The following is a 16,079-nucleotide window of genomic DNA, read 5'->3' as shown; positions in this document are numbered from 1 at the left end:
TCTGGACTTGCTTTATTTAATAAGGCTCTTTGAGCAATCGATAGCATTCCCTCATGATGTCTTGGACGCCGGGCGTTCCCTTTATCTCGCGGCGGACGATTTCAGATGAGAGATTCTGCACCTGTAAAGCCCGCTCCGCCCGTCTTTCGAAGTATACTTGACATGCAGTTTCATGGTTTTCGTGTTTTCGCAGTTCTTCACTAAGCACAATCGCGTCTTCAATCGCCATCGCCGCTCCCTGCGCCAATGTCGGCGCTCCTGCATGGACGGCATCCCCGCCCAGAACGACGCGGCCTCTGTGCCACGGTTCTTTGACCGCCATCTGCTCAATCTTATGAAACAAAACGGGATATTCCTTTGACATATTCTCTGTCACAAACTTTACTCCCGGAATTCCGCGCAGCAAGTCTTTCACCCGTTCAAAACGCGTGTCCTCGTCATCCCTGAAGTCAGCGTCATACGGCCGGATGATAAATACGTATCCTGTTTTTTCAGAGAGCGGCACGACTCCGACCTGCGTCTGCCCTTTTTTATACATCAGTGTTGAATCATGAAATATCGGCTCGGGAAAAGAAATGTAAAATCTGTGCGCTCCCATGCCGAGATACTCTGTTTTCACTTCTCTTTGCAGCATTTGATCGCGGACAGCGGAGCGGATGCCGTCAAAGCCGGCGAGAATGTCAGCCGTCATCATGGTTCCGTCTGCACAATGCACCGTTATTTCATCTGCCGTTTCTTCGTAAGACACGACTTTTTTACCGAGCAGAATCGTGACCCCCGCCGCTTCAGCATGCTTTTTGAGGATATCGTTTAACGTTTGCCGCAATATATTATTCCGCCCCGGCAATGAATCATCTAAAAACGCCTCACTCACTTTAAACTGCAGCGTTCCGTTTTCATCATGCTGCTTCAGCCATTCCGTTTGAAAGCCGTGTTGACAGCATTCATCATACACACCGATTTCCCGAAGCACCCGCAGCGCATTTTGAGGCTGGAGAATGCCCGCTCCGCTTTTTCGCATGCCGGACGCCGCCTCGCAAAGGGTCACTTCAAAACCCGCTCTGCCGAGAGAAATCGCTGCGGACAGGCCGCCGATCCCTCCGCCCGCTATGATGATCTTTTTCACTTCATGGTTCATCACGATACCGCCTTCTCTATTTATTTATCACTTATTAACTATTAGCCACCTTACTATATAGGCTGAAAAACTGTCAATCTTTATAAGTTGCCTTTTGAATCCGGCAAGCTTATACTTTGAATCACTAAAATGGTACGGAGGCTTACAAAAATGGAGTTGAGACATTTGCCGGATTACTCGCAGATTGCCGGACGCGCTGAGATTTACGCCGATATGGATGCTGAATCATTGAAAACATTTTTGACGTTATTTGATATGTCTAAAAAAATGAATCAGGTCATGGAGCATTATTTCTCAAGTCACGGATTGTCCGAAGGGAAATTCAAAATTTTAATGTTTCTGTTTGACGCACCCGGACACAGCCTGAGTCCGACAGAGCTGGCGAAAAAATCCAACGTCACCAAAGCGACCATCACCGGATTGATCGACGGACTCGCACGGGACGGCTTTGTAAACCGCAGCCGGCATACCGGCGACAGACGAAAAATCAGCATCGAACTCACAAAAGAAGGAAAAGAAAAGCTGATGCTGTTTCTTCCCGGCCACTTCTCCAACATTTCAGGAGTCATGGAAAGCTTCACCGCTGAACAAAAAGCGGAATTGACAAAAATGCTTGAAGTATTATTTGATAAGCTTCTGCTGTTTTCCGGCGGCAGAACATAAAGTAGTATCGTAAAAACAAAGGCAAATTTCTATGAGATGGAAATTGAAGTAAAAAGATGAGGGTTATACAAAACAGCCTGCACATTTGTTTGTTCAGGCTGTTTCAGAAGAAATAATTTTAAAATTACTTTCTCTTCACTATAAATGCAGGTGTTTTAATGCTGGAAGTTACATTTGTATATCGATTTTTAGTCTTCAACCTCACTCTCACACTATTTGATCCTTTTTTTAACGATTTTTGATTTGAGAGTTTAAATACTTTTTTAGGTGTTGAGTGACTGAAAGAACCTTTCTTTGTTTCATTAGCCACCCATTTTGAACCGTTCCAAACATCAATTGTCATGGAATAATCAAATGTTGCGATTGTCCCGCCCCCATATGATGCTACACAATCAATGGAAGTAGCTTTTGCAGAATAAGAATCCGCATCGGTACAAACTCTCAATACATATGTTGCATAATCTGTACTACAAGGCATAATATCCTTCCCCTTTCAAATTTTTTGAAACAGGTTTGTTATTATGACAAACCCTCCGTTCACTTCTAGCTGGCAAACGTATGACAAAGGGGATCTCATGGCTTATGAGATTAAAAATTCAAAACTCTTAGAATTAACAAAAGGCGCCCCTCTCAGTAGGGCGCCTTTTTCGCGCGGTTAATCATCACTGTTTAAAATTCCGAAAAACCGTAGCAGGTTGATAAACAGGTTAATAAAGTCGATATAAAGCGTCAATGCCATCAAAGGAATCAGGTCAGCCGTGATGTCCCGGTGCTTGATCTGGTTCAGATCGTATAAGATGTACATTGAAAACACAATCGTTCCGATGACGGAATACGCCATCATGGCGGCGGAATTCAGCGGGCTGAAAATATTAAAGATCCCCACTGCGAGAAGCGCGATGACAGCGACAAGCAAGAAGGACCATAAAAACGACAAGTCCTTTTTCGTCTTAGCGCCGATCGTGCCGAGCACCGCAAAAATCACAAACGATGAACCGAATGCCTCCAATACGACATAGGCCCCCGCTGCGGACGCATAATGGCTGATAATCGGAAACAGCGTCATTCCGGAAATGAAAGCGAATGAAAAGACAAACACATATCCGACGGCTTTTTTTCGGCGCAGCCAAAACGCGGCGATGATCATGACAACCTCTAAGATCGACAGCGGCAGCATCAATGCCGGCGGAATGAACTGACCCGTATACAGGCCGATTGTCGCAACTAACAGTGTAAACACAAATACCGTTATAATGCGCTGCATAATAGATTGTTTGCTCTCATAAGCAGCAGTTTGCATGTCAAAAGTCCTCCCAAAAAAAATGATCTTGATAGGTCTATTATAAATAAAATGGGAGAAATTTGCATGATTTTAAGAAGATTTTAAGGATGTCAGGCCTGACGTTTTGCTGCGCACTCCTGCATATCCATGAAATCATGCAGTTTTTTCGTCAATCCGCCGTGCCCGAATCGGATATTCCCCTTCTGCCCCGGCGTTTTCGCGAAATCGAGAAATGCCAGCACATAAAGACGCCTGACGGGAATCGGAATGACGCCCGCATCATAAAACCAGCCGTCAATTGTATTGAGCACGCCTTTGTTAATGCCGTATTGCTTCGTGCACCAATGCAGAAAGCGCACTTCGGGCAGGTGCAGATACCGGATCTCCCGGAAAGGAACAGTTGAATGCTTCATATGTACCGCCTCCTGTCATTGGCTGTTTTTTAAGATTGTTTTACTTCTTTGCTCTTCAGGGAAAATCGATATTTCTCCACCTTATCAATTTGTGTCACTTGGGAATTATGAACCGTAATCTGAACTGTCCCGAAATCGAGCGTTTCCAGCGCGCTGATAATCTTTTCGATCACATGCGGATCTACGTTTCCTTTGGACGTCATCATGCTCCCCCTTTATGTCTGGCCGTTCGTCTTTTGACAATGAGTGTTTTAATTCATACTATTCTGATAAGAAATATATAATTATACTATTATGTTTTCATTCAGAAATCAATAACATTTACACAATTTTTGGATATGTTTTCTTTGCGAAAACTGTCACTTCCTTCGCTTTGATTTAAACCGTGTCATCCCGAAATCGACTCCCAAGGCGTCATATAGCTGTTTTTAAGAATGCAATCTTCAAGTTCCGACATATTTACATTGTTTTCCGCTGACAAAAAAAGCGCCCCGCCTCTGGACGGAGCACCCTTTTTTCTATGCTTTTGCTTCCTCGATCACACATGTGACACCCATGCTGGCGAGCGCCTGCTCCAGGGAGCCGTAAGTTTGATACTCTGAAAAATCAAGCCCCAATTGGATAGAGGTCTGTGCCACATCAGGCCGAATGCCGGAAAACACGGTTCTGATGCCGAGGAGAAATAACGTTTTCGACAGCATATACAATTGCTGCGCCACCATCGTATCGACAATGGGCACACCGGACAGATCAATCACAAGGTTTGTGATCCGTTTGGCGACACAGTTTTCCGGCACCGACTCCAAAATCACGCGTGCCCGTCTCGTATCAATCGATCCGATGAGCGGCAGAGTGCCGATCGTATCCGCGATCAAAATAACCGGACAGCTCAATTCGGAAATAAGCTCCTGCTGAGATGACAGCCTCGCGATCATTAATTTCTGAAACTGTTCAGTAAAATCCGTCATCAGCTGATCAAACGAGCCGTTGACAAGGTGATTCCAGCGGCGGGCATCCTCGTTTGTTACGATGTCCTGATGCTCATCCATAAAACGGGTGACCGCCTCCCAAAAGACGGTTCTTGAATTGCCGATCGCCTCAACGACCTCATGAACCTCCGCGTCTTGCTCCACTCTGCTTTTCGCTACCTGTGCGGCCCATTTTTCTTTGTTATGCTGAAAAACGGCCGGATCTTCCAAAAAAGCGCTTGCGATGACCGTGTTTGTAAAGGTATGCTGCTCGATCAGCAGCCGTTTCATTTCCTCACTTAATTGATCCGCAGAATAAAAACGCCCTCTCAGCTTCCGTCTCAGCTTGAGCCATTTTTCCGTCAGCTCTGCCGAATGTGTAATAATATAATCATGAAGTAATTGGTCTTTGTTCACTGCCGTCTCCTCTTTCAAGAATATGTACTTTTGTCTAAATTATAAATCGGAATCGCCGATCGCACTAGAGAAATTAAAAAAACCTGCACATTAAAGCTGTTGATTGCTTTTTTCGGCAGGAGGATACACTATAAAAGAAATGAAACAGGAGGTCAGTATGATGATCAAAAAAATCGCGACAGTCGCCGTATACACTGATGATCAGCAAAAAGCGAAAACATTCTGGACGGAAAAAGCAGGGTTTGAAACCGTCGCCGAGCATCCGATGGGACCGGGCGCCTTCTGGCTTGAGGTAGCGCCCAAAGGAGCCGCCACTCATTTGGTTATTTATCCGAAAGCGATGATGAAAGGGGCCGAGCATATGAAGGCTTCTATCGTATTTGAGTGTGAAGATGTCTTTGCCGCATACGAACAGATGAAAAAGAACGGCATCACCTTTTTAGATGAACCGAAACAAATGGACTGGGGCAGCTTCGTGCAATTTAAAGATGAGGATGGTCATGTCTTTCTCCTGAAATCGTAATCCGTCAGGCATCTTAATTGACTTTGAGAATCATTTTCATTTAAAATGTTGGATAAAGCGTGAAAATGATTGGAGAGCTGCCAGATGTTTGTGCAAATCAGAAAAATGACCGTAAAAGAAGGACATGCCGACAAAGTAATCGAACGCTTCAGTTCAGAAGGCGTGATTGAAAAGCAGGAAGGTTTGATAGACGTAACGGTCCTGGAAAAAAAAGTCCGCCGCGGTGATGAAGAAGTCGTCGTGTTAATCCGCTGGGAGTCAGAAGACCATTGGAAACAATGGGAAAAAAGCGAAGACCACATCGCGGCCCACAAAGCAAACCAAGGCAAGCCGAAACCTGATTATATGCTTGGGACGGATGTCGGTATGTATCATGTCAGAGCCGTTAAAACAGGCGTACATGAAAAATAATAAAGAGCATTTGCCCCAGGGCAATGCTCTTTTTATTTTTTCTCCTCATACGGCAGGACAAACAGCGGTTTATCGGGCTTCCATTCCGCATACAGCACGTCCTCCGTTTTTTTGATGTTCAGCTTTTTCAGCTCCTGATTCAGCTGCTTTTCTTCCAGCCCGGCTTCTTTCAGATTTTCATACAGCACTTCGCCGTCAATAATCAGCGTGACCGGCAAAGAGACCTGCTTCGGCTTTATTTGCATGTCGCCGTTTTTCGTCGTGTCATATTGAAATTTCGGCAGGACGCTGACCATCCCGTTTGTTTCTAAAATCGCGTACTCCGCTTCCTGTATGGAAAAGCAATTCGCCTGTCTGAGAAGGCTTTGCAATTGATTAATGTCCAGCTTATTCTTTTTCAGCACATCATATTTCAGTTTTCCTTTATGTATGATAATACTCGGCTCGCCTTCCAACAGCTTTCTGGAGCTTTTTACTTTCTGCGTAATCAGTTCGATGAGATAAATTAAAATCCCCCATAACAGAGAGGCAAAAATGATTTCAAAAATCCTGACGCTTTTATCATACACCGCATTTCCGACCAGTTCGCCGAGGATGAGCGCGGAAATAAAATCAAACGGCGTAATTTGCGAGAATTGAGTTTTTCCAAGCAATTTTAAAATCACAAATAAAATACCCAAACCGCATACTAACTCCCAAGCCACTGTAAGTAAATGTCCCATATTCGCACCTTCTTCTTAAAAGTCATTACCATTATGGACATCCGCCTGTTTTCTATACAGCGGCCGGCAACACACAAAAAAACGCAGCCGAGGCCGCGTTTTTTCACTTCTGCTTACTGTTTTTGATTCGATCTGACGACCCGTAAGCACACCTCAGCGGCATAACCGGCGGCCGCTCCGGAACCCGCAAACATCGCGGCAAGCCCCAAGCCCATTCCTTCCCAGCCGCCGACACCGAAAATGCTGTAAACAACCGTACCGAAAGCAGTCAGGCCCAGCACCGCCAAAAGGCACTCAGGCCACATCTTTTTCGGCCATTTCTTGCGGAGCACAGCCGATACGGCAAAGTTAAGACAAAATGCGGCCAGACAGATCAGATAAAAAAACCCCATGTCTTTTACCTCCGTCATGAGAAGCTTTTTATTTGCTCACCTTTTTTTCAAACAAATGATAACCCGGCGCGGGTCCTTTTGATTCGTACCCCATTCCGCTGTAAAACGACTGAAGCGCCTTGTTTTCGGACACGCAATCGAGCCGGATTTTCGTTTTTCCCGGACAAGACACACCCGTTTCCGCCCAAGTCATGATTGTCCGGCCGAGCCCCGCCCCTGCAAACCGCCTGTTAATCGCCAGCCGGTGGAGATATACGGACTCCTCATGTCCTTCATCGCCCCAAAGACGTCTGTCCCACCCGCTTGCTTCGGGAAGCAGCATGACGACGCCGGCCAGCTCTTCATTCTGCCTGAATAAAAAAACATACCCTTGGGCGATCGCCTCCCGCATATTGTGGGTATCTTCCCCTTGCAGAAGGCCGCTCCACTGGTTCGCCCCTTTATCGCGAAGCCATTCTGCCGCTTGCACGAGCAGATCCATGACCTCTTTTGCATCATCTTTCCGGGCGGAGGTGACCCGGAATGCCCCCGCCTTCTCCTCCGTAATCGTAAAAGGTGTCATAAAATCCTCCTGTAATCAGAATATTCGACACCTTCATTATAGACCAAACGCAGAAAGGAAAAAAACAGCCGTCGTGTTTGAGGGCCGTTTAAAAAATTTTCTTCTTATCACGTTCTTCTTTTAAAATCTCAACCGCTTCCCTGAAACGCATAGAGTGGACGATTTCACGCTCACGCAGAAAACGGAGTGAATCATTCAGATCAGGATCATCGGAAATATCAATAATCCATTGATACGTCGCTCTCGCCTTTTCTTCAGCCGCAATATCCTCATATAAATCAGCGATCGGATCTCCCTTCGCCTGTATGTAAGACGCTGTGAACGGAACTCCGGCCGCATTGTGATAAAACAGCGCGCTGTCATGGTTGACGTAATGATCACTGAGCCCTGCATCACGCAGCTGCTCCGGGGTCGCATCTTTTGTCAGCTTATAAATCATCGTCGCAATCATTTCTAAATGCGCAAACTCCTCCGTGCCGATATCCGTCAGCAGGCCGATCACCTTGTCAGGAATCGTGTAGCGCTGGTTTAAGTACCGGAGCGCTGCGGCCAATTCGCCGTCCGCCCCGCCGTATTGTTCAATGAGAAACTTAGCCAGCATCGGGTTGCATGTACTGACTTTAACCGGATACTGCAGCTTTTTTTCATATACCCACATTTACAGATCCCTCCTTATACTTGCCATGGCCAAGGACCGCGGCCCCAGTCCCATTGAGCGCCGACCTGACTCACGCCGAATTGCAGAAGCGGTCCGTACTCAGGCTCAAACCGCTTTCTCAGCTGTCTTGAGTACCGGGAATATTCATGAAACTGCTGAAGCGCGAGACGGTCATGGGGATGCGTATCCAGATAAAGCGTCAGCTCCACCAAGACAAAGTCCGCCGCCTGAATTTGCTCCAGCAGCCGATAATATTCATCATCAATCTTTTTCGCCATATTCGATTCCCCCCCGATAAGGATTATCATAGAAATCGTAAAGATCCTTCCAAAGGGTCCCTTTTCTCAATGCCTCCATCGGAGAAAACTGCTCTAAGTGATACGGCTGAAACCGCATATAAAGATGCGGCGGCGTTCTGAAGTATTTTCTCCCGATCGGCGGGCAGGGATCAAACCGGCTGTGGAAGGGTTTATAGGATTTGACCGGTGTAAACGGCTGATTTTCTTTCATTACGATCCTCCTTTCCTAAACACATGACCTTAATAGGTATGAATCCGTATCGGCATTTATGCCCTGTAAGAAAATAAAAAAGCCCGTTAAAAACGGACTCAATGTAACTCATCTGGAATTTGAAGTAAAAAAATCATAATGAAAAATCTGATTGAAAGCGCTGATAATGTTTCAATGTATATTCCGTAATTTGTTGATCATATTCAGGATATTCATATCTCAATAAAACAGCCACTGACTTTGAATATGCTCTAAAGAGACCCTGGCAGTCAAACAATGCCTTCCACACGCCTTCATAAGTATTGCCGACATAAGTATTCAGCAGAATTTCCCAATCTTTCGCATTCATGTAATGTTGAATATACTTATAATTCTTCCCTACACTTAATGAAAACTGATTCTCTATCCCGATATTCCACGCAATCATACGCAAAACATTAGGCCTTAAAATGTCATTCATATGATCCAGCGCAAACAGTATTTCTTTACGCATTAATCCTTTAATAACATAGGTTGAAACCATCCAAAATTCATTGCAGCAATCATCAAACTCTCTGGGGGTCGGTTTCTTTATATGATATTGTTCATCACTCGCAATAATCTTACTGTTGATTCGGTCATCCTTGTCTAATAATATTTCCGCCAAACCATCACTCTGTGTAAAATAAGCCTCTGTTTGACTCAGAGGGATCAAAGTTAAGTCGATTTTATGATGATCTTTAAAAAGCATTAGATAGGAGAACCAGTCTCCGAGTTCCGGAGGGAAAAGTTCCATATCTTCAGGTTTTTGCATCATCATTCTTTCGCCAAACTGATCCAGCCAGCTTTCGTCAGATGTGAAAGAGTCCATATCGGTCACAAAATAAGAAATATCATAGTCTTGAAATTTGTCTCTCGGTACATTTTTATTGGTTCTTGATCCCTCTAAAGTGACAAGACGGATTCTCTCGTCCTTCATCGCAATATCAAGAATCAATTTCATCATTTCGCCTTCACTTCTCACATGGAAAACCTCCCGATAAAGAGATTTTTACAGATCATGCTTTTCAGTTTATAAACAACTTGCTCATGATTTACAGAAAAGTCCTATGTACTTGATGATTTTGCTCCAATCGTAACACAGCTGCAAGAACATGAGAAGAGCACTCTTGCTGTTCCAAGAGTGCTTTTCCCGAATGGTCAGATATATTGGCTGTCCCGATGATGATGATGATGATGATAGAACGGGTAGCCGCCGTAGCCGCCATAGCCGCCAAAACCGTACCCCGGATATCCTCCGTAGCCTCCGTAGCCTCCGTAGCCGCCAAAACCGTACCCCGGGTAGCCATAGCCGCCGCCGAAACCGTATCCCGGATATCCTCCGAAGCCACCGTAGCCTCCGTAGCCTCCGTAGCCTCCGTAGCCGCCAAAACCGTACCCCGGGTAGCCTCCGTAGCCGCCATAGCCGCCGCCGTAAATCGGTCTTCTTTCATTCATGATTTATCGCTCCTTCACATAGGTTACAGTCCAGTTTATGACATGCGGAAGGAAACGTATGGGCATCCGCCCAGTTTTGGCGAAATAATCAATAATTGCTTACGGAGAAATACGATACAGGCCGACCGCATAAGCAAAATAAAAAGGCCGGAACTTATGCCGCCCCGGCCTTTTTGTCTTTATTCGCCTAAATCTACATTGTGATAAACCTGCTGTACGTCTTCGAGGTCTTCCAGCACATCGATCAGCTTTTCAAATTGAGCTTTCGCATCTTCCGGGAGCTCGACTTCATTTTGCGCAAGCATCGTCAGCTCCGCAACCGTGAACTCTTCAACGCCGGCATTTTTGAATGCCTCCTGTACGGCATGGAATTGATCAGGCTCGGCATACACGATAACACTGTCATCCTCTTCTAAAATATCGCGCACGTCCACATCAGCTTCCATCAGCAATTCCAGCGCTTCATCCGCCGTCTTGCCTTCAACGCCGATAACGGCGGTCGCATCAAACATGTAAGCGACAGACCCGCTCACACCCATATTTCCGCCGTTTTTCCCGAATGCGGCGCGCACTTCAGGCGCCGTGCGGTTTACATTATTCGTTAACGCATCAACGATGATCATTGAACCGTTCGGGCCGAAACCTTCGTAACGCAGCTCGTCAAAGTTCTCCTCCGCGCCGCCTTTCGCCTTTTCAATCGCACGCTCAATAATATTTTTCGGCACACTGTACGTCTTCGCGCGCTCAAGCACCACTTTTAGCGCCTGGTTCGATTCCGGATCTGGCTCGCCTTGTTTTGCCGCCACATAAATCTCACGGCCGAACTTCGCATAAATCCGGCTCGTATTTGCGTCCTTTGATGCTTTCTTTTCTTTAATATTGTTCCACTTACGGCCCATTTTGTTCCACTCTCTTTCACGAATTGAATCTGTATGATAAATACTCTGCTTCTATTATACCTCAGCGGTTGGGTTGTTTCGAGTGTAAGACATTAGAAAAAACAGGCACGCTTAAAATCACCGGAGCGCAGTAAGCCGAATGTGAGGGTTATTATACAAAACATAAAAAGCCTCCCTTCATACAGGAAGGAAGTCGCAAGCCAAGAGATTCATTTTATTCTCATTACCTATTTCCTACACTGTATATCCTGACTCACGTGGTAAAATTTTGATATCGAACAAAAGAAAGGATATGGTCATGAAAGTTTTCGAAGCAACCACCCTCCTCGCCGCCGCCAAGCAGCGCGCGGGTGAATATAAAAAACTGCGCGGTCAGATGGTCAACCTGAAAAAAGCGTTTCAAGGTATGGCTGATCTTGGTGACAATGATTTCTCAGGCCGGGGCGCAAATAACATCAAAGCTTTTTTTAAGGACCACGCCGGCGTCACAGACAGCTGGCTTGATCTGATCGACATGAAAATCGCATTTCTCACAAGCCTTCCCGGCAAGGTCGAAGACGCCGGACTTTTCAATTCGCATGTGGAGGAATCATTTCTGGAGCATGAGCTCACCCACGCCCTCAGTAAATCAAAGGCGATTATGGAGGAGCAGAAAAAGGACATGCGCTCCATCCTCGGAGAGATCGATGACATCATCTCGCTTGATCTATTTTCAACGGAAAGCACAGATCAGAAGCTTTCTTCAGCTGACAAAAAAAGAAGCGAAACGATACATAAGCTCGGCAAGCTTGATCACGATCTAACGAAAGAATACGCAGAAACCGAAGCAAATGAACATTTTATCCAAGCAGATTTCCAGCAGCTTCAAAACGCAACAGGCAAAGGAAAAAGCGCCACGCCGCTTCACTACAATGCCAAAGCGTACCGAGAAAGCGACATCCATAAGAAAAAAGGCGATATCGCAAGACATTCGGATGCTTATTTGACGATTAAGAAGGAAGAGGCGAAAGAGCGAGAGATTGAAAAACTGAAAGAAAGACTGAAAAACTACGATTATGCGAATGCCGATGAATTCTACTCAATGGCCAAAACAATCGGCTATAAAAACCTGACAAAAGAACAGCAGCGCTACTTCACTCAAATTGAAAACACGCGTGAACTTACAGACGGTTTCAAAGGCGTTGCCGTCGGCCTTTATGATTCCGGAAAAGACGCGGTCACAGGCCTGTGGGATATGGTCACAGATCCGGGCGGAACGGTTGAAGCCATTACAGGAGCGGTGGCTCACCCGATCAAAACGTATGAAGCCATTTCAGCGGCAATCGAAGAATCGTACCAAAAAGACATGGTGAATGGCGACACCTACTCCAGAGCAAGATGGGTGTCATATGCAGTGGGCACCGTTGTGACATCAGTCGTCGGCACAAAAGGCGTCGGCGCCGTCTCAAAAACAGGCACAGCCGCCAAAGTGACGACCAAAGTCAAAACAGCAGCAAGCAAATCCGCCACAGCACAAAAAGCGATAACGGTCTCAAAACAAACCGTTGATCACATCAAACAAAAAGTAAACACAGGCATGGAAGTAGCAAAAAAACGTGTCAAAACCAAGTTAAATCAAATCGGAGATCTCACCCTGGCTGATATTCTCCCGTATCATCCGCGTCACGACTTAGTGCCGGCAGGCGTTCCTTACAACGCAGTCAACGGGGTCACACTTAAAGAAGGACTTCAGAAATTCGCCAAGGTCATCCTGCCGAAACCGTACGGAACCTCCGCAAGCGGCAGACGGACACCGGCACCGCATGTACCGCCGGTAACAGTCAAATACGGCGAGCATTTTGCGAAATGGACCAGAAAGAAAGTATTGAAGCCGAATGTCATCTACAAAACAAAAGAAGGCTACACGTACACCACTGACAACTATGGTAGAATTACAAGTGTCAAAGCAGACTTGCAGCTGGGAGAAGCAAAACGCAACCAATATGCACAGTCAAAAGCAGGTAAACCAGACCGTCTGACAGATGACGACGGAGGCCACCTAATCGCCACCCAATTCAAAGGCTCAGGCCAATTCGACAACATCGTGCCGATGAATTCTCAGATTAATAGGAGCGGCGGGAAATGGTATGAGATGGAGCAGGAATGGGCAAAAGCTCTTAAAGAAGAACCTCCCGAAACAGTTAGTGTGCAAATAGAAAATGTTTATCAAGGCGATTCATTGAGACCAACTTTATTTAAAGTGAAGTATAAAGTTGGTGATGGCAGATATAAAAATATGACAATAAGAAACCAAGCAGGAGGTTGATATTATGGAGACAGAAAAAATGGGCCAATTATATCAAAAAATAGCAGAACTAATTAATGAAATGATTCCAGCAGAATGGAATAAAGTTGCTCTATACGCAGAGATTTTAGATGACTCTAGAGAAGTATACTTTTTCTTTAATACAAAAAATAGTGAAGCGTTCATTTATTCACATGACATTCCGGAACATTATCAAGTAAGTGAACAAATTTATGATGACTTGTTAATCGAACTACAAGATTTATTTGATGAACTAAGAGATGAATGGAAAGCGAATAACTCAGATGTGTGGACTAACCTTACACTCAAGCTAGAGCATACCGGAAAGTTTTCAATTGACTATGATTATGATGATGTTATTGCTTCAGAACTAAACGGTACTCAACGTCAAGTAGTTTGGGAATATAAACATTTAGGTTTGGTTCCTACTGGTAAGAAAAACAGGGAGTTCTTGGAACGCTATCTAAATTCGGAAGAAGAATAATCTATTTTACAATAATCAAAAATGCTCAGCCTTCACTGCTAGGCTATTTTTATAACTAAGATTTCTCGACGATTAAAGGTGAAAAGATTGGAAACTAGGAAAATGCCAGATTTGTATCAGCTTATTAGTCAGAATTTGAATGACATCATACCTTGTGAATGGACAAAAATTTATCTTTATGCAGAAGTATTAGATGATTCCACAATGGTTCTTTTTCACTTCAAAACACCAGAAAATAATCAAATTATTTATTCACAAGACATACCTAGCCACTACAACGTAAGCAAGGACATTTTCAAGACGTTATTAAGAGAGCTAAGAGAACTTTTTGAAGAATTAAGAACTGAACACAGAAATAATAACAATGATGTTTGGACGAACCTTACACTAACATTGGATAGCAGTGGAGAATTCCAATTAGAATATAATTCTGATGATATTTTAGCATCAGAATTAGATGGTTATGAAAGAATCGCAATATGGGAATATAAAAACCTTGGTATTTTGCCTGAAGATGACGATGATAAAGAATTTGTAATTAGCTACCTCGGTCTATAATAAAAAAATAGCTCAGCCCTACTCTGCTGAGCTATTTTTTATAAACTAATCTAAAATAAAGAATTTTCAGAGGTTTTCTATATGAATATATTGATTACTCTATAATGAGGCTAACCTTTCTCAAGACAATTATCTATCATTATGCAAACAACCTATAACACTACCAAAAATTTCCGGGAATTATTGATTCATCTTTAAACTATAATATATTTGTCCAAAGATTGAATAATTGGGCAAACTATAGACTTAAAGGTGGAGTGGAAGCCCCGCTAAAAGGATTGAGGATTAAATAATAGGAGGTTTATATGGAGCGCCAAAATTACGTATCATTATGGATCGGAAGTATAAAGGATAATGAATCATTAAGTAAATATGTTGAATTAGTTTACAATGAAGATGAGGGTGATTTTCTTCCTTCCCAATTTTTAATTGACTTTGATATAGATATCGATGATTTAGATGAAGATTTTATAGAAAAAGTTGCACATGAAAATAGTCGTAACAATTTACCTGCACTAATTGACGGCTGTTCATACGATAGTGTCATCTTACCTCGTTTCGAGGACATGGTAGGTATCACACTCCCTGATCAAATCAATGCTGCTGTTCTTTTATATAATTTTGAATATGACGGCAGGGAGAAAGAAATAAACGCAAAAAACTATTCATTTAAATTTATTGGAGCAGTACCCTATGTTTAAGTGGAATTTAAAAAGGATAAGACGCAGCTTAGGCTGCGTCTCTTTTTCTGAAGTTTGCGATGACAAGGTGATAAAATGTATTATATTCAAACTCTCATATGTAGACCAAACTAAACCATAACCAATTTATCTGATTTGCCTAATAAGATCGATACATATTTTATACAAATTGATAATTTCCATGAACTAAGAGAAGTAAAACCCGATCTTGATTTCAACTATATAAACGGAGCCATTCAATTCAAATATAGGAATCAGTATATGTTGGATGTTATATATTGGGACCTAGTTGATCAGTTATAGGCCTATTTACTGAATATAGTGGAAGAAGTTTTAAATAGTGGAAAAGAGAAACCTATTTTCCAGATCAGCCTTTAAGAATCTCAAACATTTAATGCTTTACCACCTTGACACACAATATAAAATCTATTGCCTAAACAAGCATTTTTCATTGCTCTACCAACAGGGACTCTGGCGTTTTTTGAATCGATGGACAGGGTTTATGATTTTCACTACCACTATGAATGAAACAAAATAAAAGACTTAAAAAACAAGATAAGAGAAAGCAAAGTTTAACCAATTAAAAGAAATTGTAAACCTTTTAGAAAAGATAAATAACAATGGTCAAACAAATATACTGCCTGTTGAAGAATTCAAAGAACAACAAGAAACCTAACCGACTTATCTGCATTATTAGCCGCCATGGACAAACTTCTCAAGAAGAGTGAACACACTAATCCTAACAATGTTCAAGATGTTGATAAACTTCTGCTCGAGATCCCCAAAATGATGACCTCACTTGAATGGCATATATCAGAAATTAGGGATTTAAATATAAAATTATTAAAAAAAGGCAACACCCCACACAGGGGTTAACTGCCCTTCTCTAAGTTCCAGCACAGCCACACACTCCACATGCGTAGAGAGCTAGGTGTAGACAAACCATAGCAAATTTTCTTGAGCAGTGGAATTCGCCTTTAGTAAAGATTTACAACGA

22 protein-coding genes are annotated in these 16,079 nt (G+C 43.5%); 7 read left to right on the top strand and 15 right to left on the bottom strand.

Translation table 11 applies throughout. The annotated features are described in order from the left end of the window. Positions 1-16: 16 nt before the first annotated feature. On the bottom strand, positions 17-1,138 hold the full coding sequence (locus tag AC1RRX_RS13495; protein WP_039252395.1) for an FAD-dependent oxidoreductase: 1,122 nt from the start codon (positions 1,136-1,138) through the stop codon (positions 17-19). Between the two features lie 150 nt (positions 1,139-1,288). Between AC1RRX_RS13495 and AC1RRX_RS13490 the strand changes: the two genes are divergently transcribed. Further along, positions 1,289-1,801: a MarR family winged helix-turn-helix transcriptional regulator gene (locus AC1RRX_RS13490; protein ID WP_007408942.1), complete on the top strand. Its 513-nt coding sequence runs from the start codon at positions 1,289-1,291 to the stop codon at positions 1,799-1,801. Between the two features lie 124 nt (positions 1,802-1,925). Here the strand turns inward: AC1RRX_RS13490 and yqgA are convergent, their stop codons facing one another. The 5 genes from yqgA to AC1RRX_RS13465 form a co-directional block, all read right to left on the bottom strand. Beyond that, positions 1,926-2,279 carry a cell wall-binding protein YqgA gene (gene yqgA / locus AC1RRX_RS13485; protein ID WP_015416996.1) on the bottom strand — a complete coding sequence of 118 codons (354 nt, stop codon included), beginning with the start codon at positions 2,277-2,279 and terminating at the stop codon, positions 1,926-1,928. Positions 2,280-2,456: 177 nt separating this feature from the next. Continuing rightward, a complete protein-coding gene (locus tag AC1RRX_RS13480; RefSeq protein WP_012117028.1) occupies positions 2,457-3,101 on the bottom strand; it encodes a Bax inhibitor-1/YccA family protein in 645 nt (214 codons plus the stop codon). Positions 3,102-3,193: 92 nt separating this feature from the next. Then, a complete protein-coding gene (gene ribR, locus AC1RRX_RS13475; protein WP_039252406.1) occupies positions 3,194-3,496 on the bottom strand; it encodes an FMN riboswitch-binding regulator RibR in 303 nt (100 codons plus the stop codon). A gap of 29 nt (positions 3,497-3,525) precedes the next feature. After that, positions 3,526-3,699: a YezD family protein gene (locus tag AC1RRX_RS13470; protein WP_003155693.1), complete on the bottom strand. Its 174-nt coding sequence runs from the start codon at positions 3,697-3,699 to the stop codon at positions 3,526-3,528. Between the two features lie 315 nt (positions 3,700-4,014). Next, the gene (locus tag AC1RRX_RS13465) at positions 4,015-4,881 is read right to left on the bottom strand and encodes an STAS domain-containing protein (RefSeq protein WP_007408939.1); all 867 of its coding nucleotides are present in this window, start codon (positions 4,879-4,881) and stop codon (positions 4,015-4,017) included. 160 nt (positions 4,882-5,041) lie between these two features. On the opposite strand from AC1RRX_RS13465, the gene AC1RRX_RS13460 reads away from it, so the two are divergent. Together AC1RRX_RS13460 and hmoA are read left to right on the top strand one after the other, a co-directional pair. Next, entirely contained in the window at positions 5,042-5,404 is a 363-nt protein-coding gene (locus AC1RRX_RS13460) for a VOC family protein (RefSeq protein WP_053104743.1), read from the top strand. An 84-nt stretch (positions 5,405-5,488) separates the two neighbouring features. Then, positions 5,489-5,815, top strand: coding sequence for a heme-degrading oxygenase HmoA (gene hmoA / locus AC1RRX_RS13455; RefSeq protein ID WP_003155696.1), 327 nt, complete (start codon positions 5,489-5,491; stop codon positions 5,813-5,815). 32 nt (positions 5,816-5,847) lie between these two features. On the opposite strand, the gene AC1RRX_RS13450 is transcribed toward hmoA, so the two are convergent. The 9 genes from AC1RRX_RS13450 to AC1RRX_RS13410 all read right to left on the bottom strand — a co-directional run bounded on the left by AC1RRX_RS13450 (position 5,848) and on the right by AC1RRX_RS13410 (position 11,034). Beyond that, positions 5,848-6,537, bottom strand: coding sequence for a YetF domain-containing protein (locus tag AC1RRX_RS13450; protein ID WP_144464619.1), 690 nt, complete (start codon positions 6,535-6,537; stop codon positions 5,848-5,850). A 113-nt stretch (positions 6,538-6,650) separates the two neighbouring features. Then, positions 6,651-6,929: a YesK-like family protein gene (locus AC1RRX_RS13445; protein WP_017419062.1), complete on the bottom strand. Its 279-nt coding sequence runs from the start codon at positions 6,927-6,929 to the stop codon at positions 6,651-6,653. Positions 6,930-6,957: 28 nt separating this feature from the next. Beyond that, on the bottom strand, positions 6,958-7,491 hold the full coding sequence (locus AC1RRX_RS13440; RefSeq protein ID WP_144464621.1) for a GNAT family N-acetyltransferase: 534 nt from the start codon (positions 7,489-7,491) through the stop codon (positions 6,958-6,960). Positions 7,492-7,579: 88 nt separating this feature from the next. Continuing rightward, positions 7,580-8,149 carry a spore coat protein CotJC gene (gene cotJC / locus AC1RRX_RS13435; RefSeq protein WP_003155700.1) on the bottom strand — a complete coding sequence of 190 codons (570 nt, stop codon included), beginning with the start codon at positions 8,147-8,149 and terminating at the stop codon, positions 7,580-7,582. Positions 8,150-8,163: 14 nt separating this feature from the next. After that, a complete protein-coding gene (cotJB, locus tag AC1RRX_RS13430) occupies positions 8,164-8,427 on the bottom strand; it encodes a spore coat protein CotJB (protein WP_007408934.1) in 264 nt (87 codons plus the stop codon). Then, on the bottom strand, positions 8,411-8,659 hold the full coding sequence (gene cotJA / locus AC1RRX_RS13425; RefSeq protein ID WP_007408933.1) for a spore coat-associated protein CotJA: 249 nt from the start codon (positions 8,657-8,659) through the stop codon (positions 8,411-8,413). Before cotJA ends, cotJB begins: the two co-directional genes overlap by 17 nt. A 133-nt stretch (positions 8,660-8,792) precedes the next feature. Continuing rightward, on the bottom strand, positions 8,793-9,662 hold the full coding sequence (gene ant(6), locus AC1RRX_RS13420; RefSeq protein ID WP_007408932.1) for an aminoglycoside 6-adenylyltransferase: 870 nt from the start codon (positions 9,660-9,662) through the stop codon (positions 8,793-8,795). Positions 9,663-9,838: 176 nt separating this feature from the next. Continuing rightward, positions 9,839-10,135 carry a spore coat protein gene (locus AC1RRX_RS13415; protein WP_144464623.1) on the bottom strand — a complete coding sequence of 99 codons (297 nt, stop codon included), beginning with the start codon at positions 10,133-10,135 and terminating at the stop codon, positions 9,839-9,841. A gap of 179 nt (positions 10,136-10,314) precedes the next feature. Beyond that, positions 10,315-11,034 carry a YebC/PmpR family DNA-binding transcriptional regulator gene (locus AC1RRX_RS13410; RefSeq protein ID WP_003155709.1) on the bottom strand — a complete coding sequence of 240 codons (720 nt, stop codon included), beginning with the start codon at positions 11,032-11,034 and terminating at the stop codon, positions 10,315-10,317. Between the two features lie 298 nt (positions 11,035-11,332). On the opposite strand from AC1RRX_RS13410, the gene AC1RRX_RS13405 reads away from it, so the two are divergent. The 4 genes from AC1RRX_RS13405 (at position 11,333) to AC1RRX_RS13390 (ending at position 15,082) form a co-directional block, all read left to right on the top strand. Beyond that, a complete protein-coding gene (locus tag AC1RRX_RS13405; protein ID WP_144464625.1) occupies positions 11,333-13,339 on the top strand; it encodes a T7SS effector LXG polymorphic toxin in 2,007 nt (668 codons plus the stop codon). Positions 13,340-13,343: 4 nt separating this feature from the next. Then, positions 13,344-13,823, top strand: coding sequence for an antitoxin YezG family protein (locus AC1RRX_RS13400; RefSeq protein ID WP_042634940.1), 480 nt, complete (start codon positions 13,344-13,346; stop codon positions 13,821-13,823). A gap of 87 nt (positions 13,824-13,910) precedes the next feature. Next, entirely contained in the window at positions 13,911-14,381 is a 471-nt protein-coding gene (locus tag AC1RRX_RS13395; RefSeq protein WP_042634939.1) for a TIGR01741 family protein, read from the top strand. Between the two features lie 305 nt (positions 14,382-14,686). Then, the gene (locus tag AC1RRX_RS13390) at positions 14,687-15,082 is read left to right on the top strand and encodes an immunity 22 family protein (protein WP_061046493.1); all 396 of its coding nucleotides are present in this window, start codon (positions 14,687-14,689) and stop codon (positions 15,080-15,082) included. The last annotated feature ends 997 nt before the right edge of the window (positions 15,083-16,079 follow it).

Source organism: Bacillus sp. GW821-FHT11D08 (assembly GCF_058808515.1).
Note: the sequence above shows the minus strand (reverse complement) of the source record. Positions and strands in the feature narration are given on the sequence as shown.

What these genes read in the sequence shown, in the direction of transcription:
- ribR (WP_039252406.1), bottom strand. Translation starts at nt 3,496, where the DNA reads ATGAAGCATTCAACTGTTCCTTTCCGGGAGATCCGGTATCTGCACCTG.
- cotJB (WP_007408934.1), bottom strand. Translation starts at nt 8,427, where the DNA reads ATGGCGAAAAAGATTGATGATGAATATTATCGGCTGCTGGAGCAAATT.
- AC1RRX_RS13415 (WP_144464623.1), bottom strand. Translation starts at nt 10,135, where the DNA reads ATGAATGAAAGAAGACCGATTTACGGCGGCGGCTATGGCGGCTACGGA.
- AC1RRX_RS13400 (WP_042634940.1), top strand. Translation starts at nt 13,344, where the DNA reads ATGGAGACAGAAAAAATGGGCCAATTATATCAAAAAATAGCAGAACTA.
- yqgA (WP_015416996.1), bottom strand. Translation starts at nt 2,279, where the DNA reads ATGCCTTGTAGTACAGATTATGCAACATATGTATTGAGAGTTTGTACC.
- AC1RRX_RS13450 (WP_144464619.1), bottom strand. Translation starts at nt 6,537, where the DNA reads ATGGGACATTTACTTACAGTGGCTTGGGAGTTAGTATGCGGTTTGGGT.
- AC1RRX_RS13470 (WP_003155693.1), bottom strand. Translation starts at nt 3,699, where the DNA reads ATGACGTCCAAAGGAAACGTAGATCCGCATGTGATCGAAAAGATTATC.
- AC1RRX_RS13390 (WP_061046493.1), top strand. Translation starts at nt 14,687, where the DNA reads ATGGAGCGCCAAAATTACGTATCATTATGGATCGGAAGTATAAAGGAT.
- cotJC (WP_003155700.1), bottom strand. Translation starts at nt 8,149, where the DNA reads ATGTGGGTATATGAAAAAAAGCTGCAGTATCCGGTTAAAGTCAGTACA.
- AC1RRX_RS13405 (WP_144464625.1), top strand. Translation starts at nt 11,333, where the DNA reads ATGAAAGTTTTCGAAGCAACCACCCTCCTCGCCGCCGCCAAGCAGCGC.
- cotJA (WP_007408933.1), bottom strand. Translation starts at nt 8,659, where the DNA reads ATGAAAGAAAATCAGCCGTTTACACCGGTCAAATCCTATAAACCCTTC.
- AC1RRX_RS13480 (WP_012117028.1), bottom strand. Translation starts at nt 3,101, where the DNA reads ATGCAAACTGCTGCTTATGAGAGCAAACAATCTATTATGCAGCGCATT.
- AC1RRX_RS13410 (WP_003155709.1), bottom strand. Translation starts at nt 11,034, where the DNA reads ATGGGCCGTAAGTGGAACAATATTAAAGAAAAGAAAGCATCAAAGGAC.
- AC1RRX_RS13490 (WP_007408942.1), top strand. Translation starts at nt 1,289, where the DNA reads ATGGAGTTGAGACATTTGCCGGATTACTCGCAGATTGCCGGACGCGCT.
- AC1RRX_RS13445 (WP_017419062.1), bottom strand. Translation starts at nt 6,929, where the DNA reads ATGGGGTTTTTTTATCTGATCTGTCTGGCCGCATTTTGTCTTAACTTT.
- AC1RRX_RS13440 (WP_144464621.1), bottom strand. Translation starts at nt 7,491, where the DNA reads ATGACACCTTTTACGATTACGGAGGAGAAGGCGGGGGCATTCCGGGTC.
- AC1RRX_RS13460 (WP_053104743.1), top strand. Translation starts at nt 5,042, where the DNA reads ATGATCAAAAAAATCGCGACAGTCGCCGTATACACTGATGATCAGCAA.
- hmoA (WP_003155696.1), top strand. Translation starts at nt 5,489, where the DNA reads ATGTTTGTGCAAATCAGAAAAATGACCGTAAAAGAAGGACATGCCGAC.
- AC1RRX_RS13495 (WP_039252395.1), bottom strand. Translation starts at nt 1,138, where the DNA reads ATGAACCATGAAGTGAAAAAGATCATCATAGCGGGCGGAGGGATCGGC.